Raw genomic sequence first — 13236 nt, 5'->3', positions numbered from 1 at the left:
CGCCAGACTACATGCTGGCGAGGTCATAGCAAGTGATGTCCCTAATCCGCCTGGCCATTACCGCGCAAGATAGTCAGCGAGTTGTTGCCGACCCTCGCCAGCCGTGCACGGATGGCAGCCAGCGCGGTCAGGTCGCGTTGTTCGATGCAATTCCCCAGATTTTGCGCGACAATCGCCACTAATGGCAGGCCGATCTGCCAGGCCAACCGGGTAAGCAGTGCCGCATGAGATACCGCATCCGGGAAGTCATTGCGGGCGAGCGCCTTTTCCGTGGCGGTCATTACCAGAGCGAATTGTTCCAGTGCCAGATCGATCACGTTCCGGCCGGTCCGTTCACCAAGTTCATCGATGATATCCGTGAAACGCTGCCGATCGATGCGTACGGGTTCGGATATGGGCAAGGCCGTGACAGATGGCATGCAGACAACTCCAGGCATCATGCTGACATGAGTGCGAGATTGCAGAACATTTGTGAACGATGTGCCAACGGTGTATGAAAATGCCTCTCGAACTTTATTTGAATGAAGGCTATCAGACTGGGAGCTTGCGAGAGGTCAGCCATGCATAACGTTCATCCCCTGCCGCAATATCTGATCACCCGGTATCACGGCTGGAAAGCCACTGCCTATGCCGAGAACAGCGCTTGGTACCGGCGTTTGGCCGATGACGGGCAGCGGCCGAGGGCGATGGTCATCTCGTGCTGCGATTCGCGTGTGCATGTCACTTCAATATTCGGCGCCGATTCGGGAGAGTTCTTTATCCACCGCAATATCGCCAATCTGGTGCCGCCTCATGCGCCTGACGGGCAGCAGCACGGAACATCTGCGGCGGTTGAGTATGCGGTGGCCTCGCTGCGGGTGGCTCATCTGATCGTGATGGGACACACGAATTGCGGCGGTGTGGCCGGCTGCCATGCTATGTGTTCGGGGCATGCGCCCGAACTGGAGGAAAAATCCAGTTTCGTCGGCCGCTGGATGGATATCCTGCGCCCCGGTTACGAACGGGTCAAGGAACTGCCCGAAGACCAGCAGGTCCGCGCGCTCGAACGCGAGGCGGTGATGGTCTCGATCGAAAACCTGATGACCTTTCCCTTCGTGAAGGCCGCCGTCGAAAGCGGGGAATTGTCGCTCCACGGCCTGGTTCACGATATTCGCGAGGGCACGTTGTGGCAGGCCGAGAACGGCGGAAAGCGTTGGGTATTGGTCTGAGGCGCCGCGCGATAATATCTCAGTTATCCGGCCGCCAGCGGATTACCCGCCACGCATAACCCACGATCAGCGCGACGACGATGATGGTCGAGACAGGATTCAGCCACGCGCTGACCTGTTCGTAGCGGCTTTCCAGCCAATAACCGGCAAGGGCAAGAATGCTGCACCACAGGATGCTTCCCATGGCCGAGAACAGGATGAACCGGGGCATGAACATCTGCGCGAGACCTGCGGGGATCGAGATCAGCGTACGGACGGTGGGGACGAGGCGGCCGAAGAAAACCACCGAACGGCCATGCCTGTCGAACCATCGTTGCGCCCGGTCCAGTTCGGCCGGAGTCATGGTCAGCCAGCGGCCATGGCGCGCGATCAGGCGGTGCAACCGGTCAGTGCCATAGGCATATCCCAGCAGATACCACAGCCACGCGCCGGCCAGCGATCCGGCGGCCCCGGATATGATCACCAGCAACAACGATGTTCCGCCGCGTGCCGCGTTGAAGCCCGCAAGCGGCATGATCAACTCGGACGGAATCGGCGGGAAAACATTTTCCAGAAGCATGAGGGCGGCGATGGCCAATGCCCCGCCGCCCTCGATAAAGCTGGTGATCCAGTCAAACACCTTTCGGGTCTCAGCCCTTCTTCAGGATGCGATTGCCCAGCAACTCGGCGATCTGGACGGCGTTCAGCGCTGCACCCTTGCGCAGGTTGTCGCTGACGCACCAGAGATTCAGCCCGTTCTCGATTGTTGAGTCCTGGCGAATGCGGCTGATGAAGGTCGCGAAATCGCCCACGCATTCGACCGGCGTGGTATAGCCGCCCGGTTCGCGTTTATCGACGACCAGAATGCCCGGCGCCTCGCGCAGGATGTCGCGGGCCTCGTCCTCGTCGAGGAAATCCTCGAACTCGATATTGATCGCCTCGGAATGACCGACAAAGACCGGCACGCGCACGCAGGTCGCGGTAACCTTGATGGCAGGATCGACGATTTTCTTGGTCTCGGCGACCATCTTCCATTCTTCCTTGGTCGAGCCGTCATCCATGAAGACGTCGATCTGCGGGATCACGTTGAAGGCGATCTGCTTCTGGAACTTGCTGGGCTCGACCTCTTGGCCCGGCACATACATGCCCTTGGTCTGGTCCCACAACTCATCCATGCCTTCCTTGCCCGCGCCGCTGACCGACTGATAGGTCGATACCACGACACGCTTGATCCGTGCCCGGTCATGCAGGGGCTTGAGCGCCACCACCATCTGTGCGGTCGAGCAGTTGGGGTTGGCGATGATGTTCTTTTTCGCATAACCCTCGATCGCGTCCGGATTCACCTCGGGCACGATCAGCGGAATGTCGGGGTCGTAGCGATAGAGCGACGAGTTGTCGATTACCACGCAACCGGCCTTGGCGGCGATGGGGGCATATTTCTTTGTCGCGTCCGAGCCGATGGCGAAAAGCGCGATATCCCAACCCGTGAAATCGAATTGCTCGATGTCCTTGATCTTGAGAGTCTTGTCGCCAAAGCTGACCTCGGTGCCTTGCGAACGGCGCGAGGCCAGAACGGCGATTTCATCCACCGGGAACTGGCGCTCGGCCAAGATATTCAGCATTTCGCGGCCCACATTTCCCGTGGCGCCGGCAACAACGACTTTGTAGCCCATCGGGGCCTCCTTTCCTGCGGTCGCTGGCGTTTAACGCAGGCACTCGGCGGATGGAAGGGGGCGCAGGAGAAAGGAGCGGCGGCATTGTCGGGATATTGAACGATTCCGCCCCTTTTCTTCGACGTTCATTTGCCTATGCTGGCGACACCGAGGAAGGAAGGTTGCATGACCCGGTCCGAAATTGATTACGGCGGAATGATGCATCGCGCGATGCAGGGATTGATCGCGGATGTTTTGCAGGATGTGGCCGATAACGGCCTGCCGGGCGAGCATCATTTCTTCATCACTTTCGACACGCGCGAGGACGGGGTCGAGATGGCCGACTGGCTGCGAGAGCGCTATCCCGAGGAAATGACCATCGTCATCCAGCACTGGTTCGAGAACCTGATCATCGATGACGAGGGCTTCAACATCACGCTGAATTTCGGCAATTCGCCCGAACCGATGCGTATCCCCTTTGACGCATTGCGGACCTTTGTCGACCCCTCCGTGGAATTTGGCCTGCGCTTCGAAACCCAGGAAAGTGACGAGGGCGAGGAAAGTTCCGGCGAAAAGGATGGCGAGGATCAGGGGGATGACGGTCCGGATGATCCGCCGGGCGGTGGCGAGGTCGTGCAGCTCGACCGCTGGCGCAAGTAACCCGTCACACGTCTGTCACCTGTCTGCAATAGGCCGGGCCTTGGCATAACTGCAGGAGGTCACGATGTCGGATTTGCCGTTATTTCTGGGCCAGTTCATCCGGCGCCCATCCGAGATACGCTCTGTCATTCCCACCGGTCGGGCCACCGCGCGCGAGATGGCGCGCCATGTCTCGCCCGACATGAAGGCGGTGGCGGAAATCGGTGCCGGAACGGGCACTATCACTCAGGCGATTCTGGCACGCGGCCTGCCGCCGGAACGGCTCGACTTATACGAACTGAACGCGGCTTTCTGCGACTGGTTACGGTCCCGTTTTCCGGGGACCCGTGTTCATAACCGGCCCGCGCAGGAAATGGTCAATCAAAGGGACGAGCCTTTCGACGCGGTCATTTCGGGTGTGCCTACCCTGCCGATGCCGGACGAGTTGCAGGCCGCCATCGTCGGTGCGGCGCTGTCGGTCATGCGGCCCGGTGCGCCCTTCGTACAGATCACCTATGGTCCGTTGCCGCCTCTGTCCGAGGCTGTTCGCCGCCGCTTCGGACTGCGCCATGAACGCAGTCGGCGGATCTGGGCGAATCTGCCGCCCGCACGAGTCTATGCGTTCCGGCAGGGATAAGATTCTGTTCAGCATACAATGGCATGCCGATTGCTTATCGCTGCCGCGGGGGCTAAAAACGCCGCGAAACCGCGAGGGAGCCATTCATCATGACCAAGACCCGTACCGAAACCGACAGCTTCGGCCCGCTGGAGGTTGACGCCTCGAAATACTGGGGGGCGCAGACGCAGCGCTCGATCATGAACTTCCCCATCGGGTGGGAGCGTCAGCCGGTCGCGATCATCCGCGCATTGGGGGCGATCAAGCTGGCGGCGGCACGGATCAACATGGCCGAGGGCAGGCTGGACGAAAAGATCGGCCGCGCGATGGAGCAGGCCGCGACCGAGGTATTCGAGGGCAAGTTCGACGACAATTTCCCGCTGGTGGTGTGGCAGACCGGCTCGGGCACGCAGTCGAACATGAATGCCAATGAGGTAATCTCCAACCGCGCGATCGAGATCCTGGGTGGCGAGATGGGGTCGAAAGACCCGGTTCACCCGAATGACCATTGCAATATGGGTCAGTCATCCAATGACACTTTCCCGACCGCGATGCATGTGGGCATCGGCATGGTGGCGCGCGACGTGCTGCTGCCGGGGCTGGAAAAGCTGCACGAGGCGCTGGTCGCGAAATCGCGGGAGTTCAAGGATATCATCAAGATCGGGCGCACCCATACTCAGGACGCCACACCCCTGACGCTTGGACAGGAATTTAGCGGCTATGCGCATCAGGTGAAGATGGGGATCGAGCGGGTCAGACTGGCCCTGCCGCACATCTATGAGCTGGCACAAGGTGGCACGGCGGTCGGCACCGGGCTGAACACCAGGAAGGGCTGGGACAGCGCCATCGCCGCCGAGATCGCGAAGATCACCGGCCTGCCTTTCGTTACCGCGCCGAACAAGTTCGAGGCTCTGGCGGCACATGACGCGATGGTGTTCTTTTCGGGCGCGCTGAAAACCGTGGCTGTCTCGCTGTTCAAGATCGCCAATGACATGCGGCTGCTGGGTTCCGGCCCCCGCTCGGGCCTGGGCGAGTTGATCCTGCCCGAGAACGAGCCGGGATCGTCTATCATGCCCGGCAAGGTCAACCCGACACAGGCCGAGGCACTGACAATGGTCTGCGCCCATGTGATGGGCAATGACGCGGCCATCGGCTTTGCCGGCAGCCAGGGGCATTTCGAACTGAATGTCTATAATCCGATGATGTCCTATAACGTGCTGCAATCCATGCAGCTCCTGGGTGACGCGGCATCCTCTTTCACCGACAACATGGTGGTGGGGACGCAGGCGAACACGGCGCGGATCGAAAAGCTGATGAAGGAATCGCTGATGTTGGTGACGGCGCTGGCACCGACCATCGGCTATGACAACGCGACCAAGGTCGCCAAGACCGCGCACAAGAACGGCACCACCCTGCGTGAGGAGGCCATCGCGCTTGGCTTCGTGGATGGCGAGACTTTCGACCGGATCGTCCGCCCCGAAGACATGATCGGACCGAAGGAATGATCACCGCGGTTCCGCAACTGATGTTTCAGGGCGCGCTGGCCGATGCCGTCGCGCTCTGGTCCCGCGCCTTCCCGGACATGACCATCGAGGAATTGTCCGGGGAAGGTGAACCCCGCCGCGTGCTTGCCACCGTCGCCGGGCAGAAGCTGTTTCTCTTCGACAGCCCGGTGTCGCATGAGTTCACCTTCACCCCGGCGATCTCGCTGGTGATCACCTGCGATCAGGCAGAGGATGTGGACCGGCTGGCCGGGATATTGGGCGAGGGTGGGCAGGTCTTCATGCCTCTTGATGCCTATCCCTTTTCGCCCCGCTTCACATGGGTGGCAGATCGCTTCGGGGTCAGTTGGCAACTCATGCAGCGGCCCGAGGGATCGGCGTGACCAAGCCGATCAACCTGCGCCAGGCCCGCAAACAGCGGGCCCGCGATGAAAAGCGCGTCAGGGGCGATGCGAACGCGGTAAAGCATGGCGAGGCAAAGCGTGATCGCGAAATAAGGCAGGCCGAGGCCGACCGGATCGGGCGCGCGCACGGGGCTCATAAGCGCGATGATTGACCTGCCGCCGATGACCCCGCCGCTGAAACGCTCGGTCACGATCGAGGGACATCGGACGTCGGTTTCGCTGGAGGACGCGTTCTGGCGCGCATTGGGGCGTGAGGCCGATCTTCTGGGCGTGACACGCGCAACACTTATCGGCCGGATCGACCGTAACCGGCCTCCGGATATAGGGCTTGCCACGGCATTGCGGCTGTTCGTGCTGTCGGAAGTGCAGAAACGGGCCGATCAGACGATTCCCGCCACCCGCGCATGAAAAAACCCCCGCGCACAGCAGCATTCGGGGGTTCGTTCATCTTTTGCTCTGGCTCAGAGGCCGCGCGCAATCCGCTCGATGTCGCCGCGGGTCAGGCCGATATCGTCCAGTTCGCGGTCCGACAGGCGGTTCAGTTCGCGGCGGGTTTTGCGCGTGTCATTCCACGACCCGATCAGCGAAGCGAGATTTGCGACGACACTGCCAAGGCCTCCAACTGCAAAGCTGCGGTTCGTTTCGATGGCGGACATCATATCACCTGTTTTCAGATTGCCCGATCAGCGGGCATGTTTCGGATAAGCAGGAGATAGATTGTGCACATGCAGAATTGTAGGCGCAGAATCGGCAAAGCCGCTATGCGATTCTTGCAGGCTATTTAAAGTTTAATGTCATGCTGCGACGCAGCATTCATAAAGGGTGAATTGATAGAATCCAGGCAATGCCAGTTCAGCGCCAGTCGCCCAGCATCGCCTGCCACAGCGTCATTGCCGCTACGGCAGCGGTATCGGCGCGCAGGATCCTCGGGCCAAGGCTGATTCGCGTAACGAAGGGCAGCGCCGTGAGGCGTGATCGTTCAGCGTCGGAAAAACCGCCCTCGGGACCGATCAGGATTGCCCAGGGAGCGGCAGGCAATTCAGCCAAGGTCTGCGCGGGTCCCGCCATCGCCTCATCCGCCCATAATATCCGGCGGATGCCGTCCCAACCGTCCAGCAGGCGAGCCAGTGGCACAAGTTCGTCCACGCCAGGCACATAGGTGCCGCCGCATTGTTCTGCCGCCTCGACGGCATGGGCTTGCAGACGATCCTGCCGGATACGCTCGGAATTGGTGAAATCGGTTTGGATGGGCAGGATACGGGCCGCGCCCAGTTCCGCCGCCTTTTCGACGATGAAATCTGTCCGCGCCTTCTTGATTGGCGCGAATAACAGCCAGAGATCGGGTGGATCGCGTTGCGGCGCGGTTTGCTCCAGCAATTCGAGACTGCCGCCGCGCTTGCCCGCCTCGATAATGCTTGCGGACCATTCCCCGTCGCGGCCGTTGAAGACCGAGATCACCTCTCCCGCGCGCAGCCGCATGACGCCCGACAGGTAATGCGCCTGCGCGGCTTCCAGCATGACGGGTTGTCCCGTGGCCAGAGGGTGATCTATGAACAGTCTTATCTTCGCCATGACAGGCAGACGCTATGCAAAGCCAGACGAAAAAGCCAGACACTGTCGCGGATGCGCCCGGGGGAAATTGGGCTGACCGTTACGCGCCCGAATCCTGGCGGCCCTGGCTGCATCTTAGCCGGGCCGACCGGCCCATCGGGACTTGGCTTCTGCTGTTGCCCTGCTGGTGGGGAATTGGGCTGGCGATGATGGCGGATGCGCCGGCATGGCGCGATCTGTGGATCGCGGTGGCATGTGGCCTTGGCGCGCTGGTGATGCGCGGGGCGGGCTGCACATGGAACGACATCACCGACAGGGATATCGATGCAAAGGTCGCCCGCACGAGATCGCGGCCCTTGCCCTCGGGGCGGGTGACGTTGCGAGGGGCCTATTTGTGGCTGATCGCGCAGGCTTTGGTGGGATTCGTGATCCTGCTGACATTGGGCAAGGCCGCGATCTGGATGGGAGTGGCCTCGCTTGCGCTGGTGGCGATCTATCCCTTTGCCAAGCGCTTTACGTGGTGGCCGCAGATATTCCTTGGCCTCGCCTTCAACTGGGGTGTGATGTTGGCATATGCGGCGCATATGGGGCGGTTGGATGTCGCGCCGGTGGTTGCGTGGCTCGCCGGCATCGCCTGGACGATCTTTTACGACACCATCTATGCCCATCAGGATGTCGAGGATGACGCGCTGATCGGGGTCAAATCCACCGCCCGGCTGTTCGGCGAAAACAGCCCGCGTATCCTCGTGGGGTTCGCTTTACTGGCGGTTCTGCTTCTGGCGGTGGCGATTTCGCTGACGGGTCGCAATCTGTTGATAGGCTGGATCGGATTGGCTGGTTTTGCTGGACACCTGCTCTGGCAGTTAAAAATTTTTCAACCGGATCAAAATGATATCTGCCTGCGCTTGTTCCGTTCGAACCGTGATGCGGGCCTTGTGCTGGCGATATTCCTTGCCTTTGCGGGGCTTGCATGATTGCGCCTTTCGCAAGGCGCCGCTAGACCAACCCAGCTTTCAACAACCGCGAGGTGCCGGTTCATGGCGTCGTCCCGCAAAGGCGTATCCACCTCTTTGGCGACAATTGTCGTGCTGGCCGGTATCGGTGCCCTGTCCTGGTATGGCGCGCGCGAGGCAGCTGATTTCATGGAGCAGCGTTCCGAGGCCAGGGTGCGGCATGCATTGGCTGATGCGGGACAGGAATGGGTCGAGATTCGCAGCGACGGGTTGCAGGTGCTGTTGTCGGGCACCGCGCCGACCGAAGTGGACCGCTTTCGCGCCGTGACGCAGGCTGGCACAGTGATCGACTCCAGGAGGATTGTCGATGAGATCACCGTGGTCGCCCGTGAAGCTGCCGCGCCGCCGGCGTTCAAGGTCGAGTTGCTGAGAAACGACGAGGGTATCTCGCTGATCGGGCTGGTTCCGGCTTCTACCAACCGGGCGGCATTGGTTCATGCCTTGGAGAGCGAAACTGCGGCACCGCGAATTACCGATTTGCTGGAGAATGCCGATTACCCCGCCCCCGAGAACTGGGATGCTGCGGTTCAATACGGCCTGCGGATAGCGCAATTGACGCCACGGGCAAAGATCTCGATCGAGCCGGGGGCGGTCACGGTAGAGGCGCTGGCCGAAAGCAGGGCCGAAAAGGGGCGGTTGGAGACCGAATTGAACCGGTCGCTGCCGCATGATGTGACTCTCGAGGCGAATATCTCCGCGCCGCGCCCGGTTATCGTGCCGTTCACAATGCGATTCCTGATCGATGACGAAGGTGCACGTTTCGATGCATGCGCCGCCGATCGTGAAGAAGGCCGGGATCGTATTCTCGCGGCGGCTGTCCGGGCCGGAGTTCAAGGCACCCCTGGCTGCACCCTGGCACTCGGGGCGCCCACGCCGGACTGGGCTGATGCCGGAGTTGCGGCGATCGGGGCGGTTGCCGCTCTGGGGCGGGGGACGGTGACCATCTCGGATGCCGATGTCGGGCTGACCGTGCCGGCGGGTGTCGCGCGTGCTGATTTCGACAAGGTGGTGGCCAATCTCGAACAGGCTTTGCCGCCGGTCTTTTCGCTGCACGCGCAGCTGGAAACGCCCCCTGACGGCCCGGCGGGGCCGGCAGAGTTCACCGCGACCATGACATCCGGGCGCGAATTGACTGTGCAGGGGCGGATTGCCGACCAGCAGATGCGCGAGGCAGTGGACAGTTTTGCCCAGGCACGATTTGCCTCGGTCCAGGGCAAGTTGCGCAGCGATGAAAACACGCCGGGGGGGTGGACGGTCAGGGTGATCGCGGCTCTTGAGGCGATTGATGGGTTGGAGAAGGGTTCGGTCAAGGTGACTCCTGACATGATCGAGTTGTCGGGAGATTCGGGCGACCCGCGTGCGGCAGAACATGTCGCTGCCGGGTTGTCGAAACGCCTTGGAGCCGGTGCCAAATACCAGCTTTCGATCCGCTATGACCGCCGACTGGATCCGGCGCTGGCATTGCCCGACGGTGGAGAATGTGTTGACCGCCTGAACATCATCATGTCCGAAGCGGCGATCGGGTTCGAACCGAACAAATCCACGATTGCGGGCGACCCGTCCGAGACGCTGAAACGGTTGGCGGATGCGATGACCGATTGCTCGGATTTCCAGATAGAGGCCGGTGGGCACACCGACTCGCAGGGATCGGAAGGGTTCAATGCCGATCTGTCGCGGGCACGGGCGCAGGCCCTGGTGAACGCGATGACTGATGCCGGAATCGACACCGGCAACATGACATCGCGTGGTTATGGCGAAAGCCAGCCCATTGCCAGCAACGATACCGAGGAAGGCCGCGAGGAAAATCGGCGGATCGAGTTCCGCCTGATTTCGGATAGACCCGTCCGCAGCGAGCCTTTGTCCCCACCGGTGACAATCGAGGGGGTAACCGGGGAAGCCTTGGAAACGCAGGAGGCCCATGAGGAAGAAAGTGCTCCTCCTCCTCCTCCGGACGAAGTGCCCTTCGGGCCGGAAATGCCCAAGGTGAATGACGCACCCCGTACTGCTCCGGCGACGCTCGGCGCGAGCGAGGAATTCCAGACACTGGACGAACGCGAGGAAAATATTAGGCTACCTGTTCAGACGCCTGACGACGACACCCCCCGCCCCGAGCCCCGTCCCGATGGGGCCGAAGGAGGGGAAGAAGGTGACGAAGGGAACACTCAACAAAGCGAAGCCAGCGCAGAATGAACCGCACCGAATTCATCACCGCCACTGCAGTTATCCTGTTCACCACCTTTGTCGTGGGCTGGCTAGTTGGCCTGATTGTCCAGCGCATGACGCGCCCAACCCGTGCCAGCATGAATGAACTGGACCGCATGGCCCAGCAATTGCACGAAGCCGAAGAGGCCCGTGATATTGCCGTGGCCCGGCTGGAACGACGCGAGGCGGAATTGATGAGCAAGCTGGCGGCTGCCGACGTGGAATGGCAGACGGCAATGGAAGAGCTTCGTGTTCGCCGCACGGAAATCGAGGAATTGCGGGATTATATCGACAGGAAGCTGGCACGCCGCTGAAAGGGGGGGCCGTCCCACCCAGCCCATCCGGGCTGGGTTTTCGCGAAAGTGGTCAGGCCAAAGAAGAAGCCGTCAGATCCCGGCGTCGATGATGGCGCGGGCAAGGACCGGAACGGTGTCGCGGTTCAGCCCGGCGATGTTCAGCCGCGAATCGCCGACCATGTAGATGGCGGAATCTGATTTCAGTTTCTGGACCTGCTCAGGGCTGGCCCCGAGGCGCGAGAACATGCCGCGATGCCGGGCGATGAAATCGAACCGGTCGCTGCCCGACAGGTCGCGCAGTTCCGATGCGAGCTGTTCGCGCAGGCCCAGCATGCCGTTCCTGACATCTTCCAGTTCCGATGCCCAATCCGCGCGCAGCCCCTCGTCAGTCAGGACGGTGCTGACGATGCGGGCACCGTGGTCGGGCGGGAAGGAATAGGTCTGGCGGTTCAGGAAGGCCAGGGAGCCCTGGGCAAGATCGCGGGCGGCGCTGTTTTCCGCCAGAGCCATAAGGATCCCGGTCCGTTCACGGTAGATGCCGAAATTCTTCGAGCAGGACGCCGCGATCAGCACTTCTGGCAGGCGGCTCGCCAGCAGGCGGGTGGCGGCGGCATCGGCGTCCAACCCGTCGCCAAAGCCCTGATAGGCAAGGTCGATCAAGGGTAAAGCGCCGGATTTTTCCAGTATCGCGGCGACTTCTTCCCATTGCTCTGCAGTCAGGTTCGCACCGGTGGGATTGTGGCAGCAGCCATGCAGAAGCACGACGTCTCCCTTGCCCGCCTTGGCGATATCCTTTTTCATCCCCTCGAAATCGACACCTCGGGTGTCATTGTCGAAATAACGGTATTCGACAAAGGGCAGGCCCATGAATTTCATGATCGAAAGGTGGTTGGGCCATGTCGGGTCCGAAACATGAACGGTCACGCCGGGATTGGCCAGCCGGGCCAGTTCCAGCGCCTGGCGGATGGCACCGGTGCCACCGACCGTGGCCAGTGAGGCGAGACGATCGGAGGGCGCATCGCCCAATACCATCTGCGCCATGGCATTGCGGAATTCCGGCTCACCGGCGAGGCCAGTATAGGACTTGGTCGTCTGCGCTTCCCAAATCCGCTGCTCGGCTGTCTTGACGGCGCGCATGACCGGGGTGACCCCTTCGGGGTTCTTGTAGACCCCGACGCCCAGGTCGATCTTGCCCTGACGGGTATCGGCCTTGTATTCCTCGATCAGCATCAGGATCTTGTCAGGGGCTTGCGGTTTCAGATCGGTCAGCATCAGGCGTCTCCGGTTGCGATTTCAAGGTCGGAAAAGCTGCCCCATTCGGTCCAGCTTCCATCATAAAGCGAATGGTTGCGGTGACCGATCCGCTCCAGCGCGAGGCTGAGGATCGCCGCGGTCACGCCGCTACCGCAACTGGTGATGGCGGGTTTCGACAGATCCACCCCGGCGGCTTCGAACTCGGCACGAAGGGCCTCGGGGTCCTTCATCGTGCCGTTCTTGTTCAACAGGCGGCCGAAGGGCAGGTTCTTTGCGCCCGGTATATGGCCGGCGCGCAGGCCGGGGCGCGGCTCGTCTGCCTCGCCGCGGAAGCGTTCCGGGGCGCGGGCGTCGATGATCTCGTGATCGCCCAGTTTCGAGGCGGCGGCGACCTGCGTCACGTCGCGCACCAGCCCTGCCTGGCGTTGCACGGTGATGTGGCGGTCGCGCAATACCGGGGGCATGTCCTCGATCGGGCGGCCCTCGGCCTGCCATTTGGCAAAGCCGCCATCCAGCACCGCCACATCGGTCTTGCCCATCAGGCGGAAGGTCCACCAGACCCGGGCGGCGCTGCGGACATCAGAGTTGTCATAGACGACCACCTGATGGCCGTCGCCTACGCCCATCGCGCGCATACGGCTGATGAACATCTCGACCGGAGGTGCCATATGCGGCAATGTGCTGCGCTTGTCGGAAATCGCCTCGATATCGAAGAATCGCGCAGCGGGGATATGCGCCTCATCGTATTCGGCACGCGCGTCCCGGCCCGTTGCGGGCATATGCCAGCTTGCGTCGATTACCCGCAAGTCAGGATCGTTCAGATGCCTGGCCAGCCATTCGGTTGAGACCAGCGTTTTCGGATCGTCCTGCATCGGCACCCCCTTTGTCGGTACTGGCCCGATTTACAGGGGGAAGGGGCA

Annotated in this window: 17 protein-coding genes; 10 read left to right on the top strand and 7 right to left on the bottom strand. The window is 61.6% G+C overall.

Annotated features, from left to right (window positions below):
* Positions 1–41 precede the first annotated feature (41 nt).
* Positions 42–419, bottom strand: a complete 378-nt coding sequence (locus C9E81_RS12215; protein ID WP_122112632.1) for a hypothetical protein — start codon at positions 417–419, stop codon at positions 42–44.
* Positions 420–560: 141 nt separating this feature from the next.
* On the opposite strand from C9E81_RS12215, the gene C9E81_RS12210 reads away from it, so the two are divergent.
* On the top strand, positions 561–1208 hold the full coding sequence (locus C9E81_RS12210; protein ID WP_122112631.1) for a carbonic anhydrase: 648 nt from the start codon (positions 561–563) through the stop codon (positions 1206–1208).
* A 19-nt stretch (positions 1209–1227) separates the two neighbouring features.
* Here C9E81_RS12210 and C9E81_RS12205 read toward each other — a convergent pair whose 3' ends face one another.
* Complete coding sequence (locus tag C9E81_RS12205) at positions 1228–1827, bottom strand: DedA family protein (protein WP_122112630.1); 600 nt, start codon at positions 1825–1827, stop codon at positions 1228–1230.
* 10 nt (positions 1828–1837) lie between these two features.
* Positions 1838–2860 (bottom strand): aspartate-semialdehyde dehydrogenase, encoded by a 1023-nt coding sequence (locus tag C9E81_RS12200; RefSeq protein WP_122112629.1) that lies wholly within the window; start codon positions 2858–2860, stop codon positions 1838–1840.
* Positions 2861–3025: 165 nt separating this feature from the next.
* Between C9E81_RS12200 and C9E81_RS12195 the strand changes: the two genes are divergently transcribed.
* The 6 genes from C9E81_RS12195 to C9E81_RS12170 all read left to right on the top strand — a co-directional run bounded on the left by C9E81_RS12195 (position 3026) and on the right by C9E81_RS12170 (position 6408).
* Positions 3026–3499 carry an SspB family protein gene (locus C9E81_RS12195; RefSeq protein ID WP_122112628.1) on the top strand — a complete coding sequence of 158 codons (474 nt, stop codon included), beginning with the start codon at positions 3026–3028 and terminating at the stop codon, positions 3497–3499.
* A gap of 64 nt (positions 3500–3563) precedes the next feature.
* A complete protein-coding gene (locus tag C9E81_RS12190; RefSeq protein ID WP_122112627.1) occupies positions 3564–4115 on the top strand; it encodes a class I SAM-dependent methyltransferase in 552 nt (183 codons plus the stop codon).
* A gap of 89 nt (positions 4116–4204) precedes the next feature.
* Complete coding sequence (gene fumC / locus C9E81_RS12185) at positions 4205–5599, top strand: class II fumarate hydratase (RefSeq protein WP_122112626.1); 1395 nt, start codon at positions 4205–4207, stop codon at positions 5597–5599.
* Positions 5596–5979, top strand: coding sequence for a VOC family protein (locus tag C9E81_RS12180; protein WP_122112625.1), 384 nt, complete (start codon positions 5596–5598; stop codon positions 5977–5979). Before fumC ends, C9E81_RS12180 begins: the two co-directional genes overlap by 4 nt.
* Positions 5976–6152 carry a DUF4169 family protein gene (locus C9E81_RS12175; protein ID WP_122112624.1) on the top strand — a complete coding sequence of 59 codons (177 nt, stop codon included), beginning with the start codon at positions 5976–5978 and terminating at the stop codon, positions 6150–6152. The genes C9E81_RS12180 and C9E81_RS12175 overlap by 4 nt, the downstream gene beginning before the upstream one ends.
* Positions 6145–6408, top strand: a complete 264-nt coding sequence (locus C9E81_RS12170) for a ribbon-helix-helix domain-containing protein (protein WP_122112623.1) — start codon at positions 6145–6147, stop codon at positions 6406–6408. Before C9E81_RS12175 ends, C9E81_RS12170 begins: the two co-directional genes overlap by 8 nt.
* Positions 6409–6461: 53 nt before the next feature.
* On the opposite strand, the gene C9E81_RS12165 is transcribed toward C9E81_RS12170, so the two are convergent.
* On the bottom strand, positions 6462–6656 hold the full coding sequence (locus C9E81_RS12165; RefSeq protein ID WP_122112849.1) for a DUF1127 domain-containing protein: 195 nt from the start codon (positions 6654–6656) through the stop codon (positions 6462–6464).
* A 196-nt stretch (positions 6657–6852) separates the two neighbouring features.
* Positions 6853–7572, bottom strand: a complete 720-nt coding sequence (locus tag C9E81_RS12160; protein WP_122112622.1) for a 16S rRNA (uracil(1498)-N(3))-methyltransferase — start codon at positions 7570–7572, stop codon at positions 6853–6855.
* A 14-nt stretch (positions 7573–7586) separates the two neighbouring features.
* Here C9E81_RS12160 and ubiA point away from each other — a divergent pair, with 14 nt between their 5' ends.
* From ubiA to C9E81_RS12145, 3 genes are all read left to right on the top strand, one after another.
* On the top strand, positions 7587–8525 hold the full coding sequence (gene ubiA / locus C9E81_RS12155) for a 4-hydroxybenzoate octaprenyltransferase (RefSeq protein WP_122112621.1): 939 nt from the start codon (positions 7587–7589) through the stop codon (positions 8523–8525).
* Between the two features lie 63 nt (positions 8526–8588).
* Positions 8589–10754, top strand: coding sequence for an OmpA family protein (locus C9E81_RS12150; protein ID WP_122112620.1), 2166 nt, complete (start codon positions 8589–8591; stop codon positions 10752–10754).
* Positions 10751–11080, top strand: coding sequence for a hypothetical protein (locus C9E81_RS12145; RefSeq protein WP_122112619.1), 330 nt, complete (start codon positions 10751–10753; stop codon positions 11078–11080). The genes C9E81_RS12150 and C9E81_RS12145 overlap by 4 nt, the downstream gene beginning before the upstream one ends.
* 72 nt (positions 11081–11152) lie before the next feature.
* On the opposite strand, the gene C9E81_RS12140 is transcribed toward C9E81_RS12145, so the two are convergent.
* Both C9E81_RS12140 and sseA read right to left on the bottom strand, forming a co-directional pair.
* Entirely contained in the window at positions 11153–12334 is a 1182-nt protein-coding gene (locus tag C9E81_RS12140; protein WP_122112618.1) for an amino acid aminotransferase, read from the bottom strand.
* Entirely contained in the window at positions 12334–13188 is an 855-nt protein-coding gene (gene sseA / locus C9E81_RS12135; RefSeq protein ID WP_122112617.1) for a 3-mercaptopyruvate sulfurtransferase, read from the bottom strand. Before sseA ends, C9E81_RS12140 begins: the two co-directional genes overlap by 1 nt.
* Between the last annotated feature and the right edge of the window lie 48 nt (positions 13189–13236).

This window comes from Paracoccus alkanivorans (assembly GCF_003697785.1).
In the GTDB taxonomy this organism is placed as follows: domain Bacteria; phylum Pseudomonadota; class Alphaproteobacteria; order Rhodobacterales; family Rhodobacteraceae; genus Paracoccus; species Paracoccus alkanivorans.
Note: the sequence above shows the minus strand (reverse complement) of the source record. Positions and strands in the feature narration are given on the sequence as shown.

Excerpts from the sequence above, each read along its gene's own strand:
- C9E81_RS12145 (WP_122112619.1), top strand. The coding sequence starts at position 10,751 with ATGAACCGCACCGAATTCATCACCGCCACTGCAGTTATCCTGTTCACC.
- C9E81_RS12195 (WP_122112628.1), top strand. The coding sequence starts at position 3,026 with ATGACCCGGTCCGAAATTGATTACGGCGGAATGATGCATCGCGCGATG.
- C9E81_RS12165 (WP_122112849.1), bottom strand. The coding sequence starts at position 6,656 with ATGTCCGCCATCGAAACGAACCGCAGCTTTGCAGTTGGAGGCCTTGGC.
- C9E81_RS12150 (WP_122112620.1), top strand. The coding sequence starts at position 8,589 with ATGGCGTCGTCCCGCAAAGGCGTATCCACCTCTTTGGCGACAATTGTC.
- C9E81_RS12210 (WP_122112631.1), top strand. The coding sequence starts at position 561 with ATGCATAACGTTCATCCCCTGCCGCAATATCTGATCACCCGGTATCAC.
- C9E81_RS12170 (WP_122112623.1), top strand. The coding sequence starts at position 6,145 with ATGATTGACCTGCCGCCGATGACCCCGCCGCTGAAACGCTCGGTCACG.
- fumC (WP_122112626.1), top strand. The coding sequence starts at position 4,205 with ATGACCAAGACCCGTACCGAAACCGACAGCTTCGGCCCGCTGGAGGTT.
- sseA (WP_122112617.1), bottom strand. The coding sequence starts at position 13,188 with ATGCAGGACGATCCGAAAACGCTGGTCTCAACCGAATGGCTGGCCAGG.
- C9E81_RS12140 (WP_122112618.1), bottom strand. The coding sequence starts at position 12,334 with ATGCTGACCGATCTGAAACCGCAAGCCCCTGACAAGATCCTGATGCTG.
- C9E81_RS12160 (WP_122112622.1), bottom strand. The coding sequence starts at position 7,572 with ATGGCGAAGATAAGACTGTTCATAGATCACCCTCTGGCCACGGGACAA.
- C9E81_RS12215 (WP_122112632.1), bottom strand. The coding sequence starts at position 419 with ATGCCATCTGTCACGGCCTTGCCCATATCCGAACCCGTACGCATCGAT.
- C9E81_RS12180 (WP_122112625.1), top strand. The coding sequence starts at position 5,596 with ATGATCACCGCGGTTCCGCAACTGATGTTTCAGGGCGCGCTGGCCGAT.
- ubiA (WP_122112621.1), top strand. The coding sequence starts at position 7,587 with ATGCAAAGCCAGACGAAAAAGCCAGACACTGTCGCGGATGCGCCCGGG.
- C9E81_RS12190 (WP_122112627.1), top strand. The coding sequence starts at position 3,564 with ATGTCGGATTTGCCGTTATTTCTGGGCCAGTTCATCCGGCGCCCATCC.
- C9E81_RS12200 (WP_122112629.1), bottom strand. The coding sequence starts at position 2,860 with ATGGGCTACAAAGTCGTTGTTGCCGGCGCCACGGGAAATGTGGGCCGC.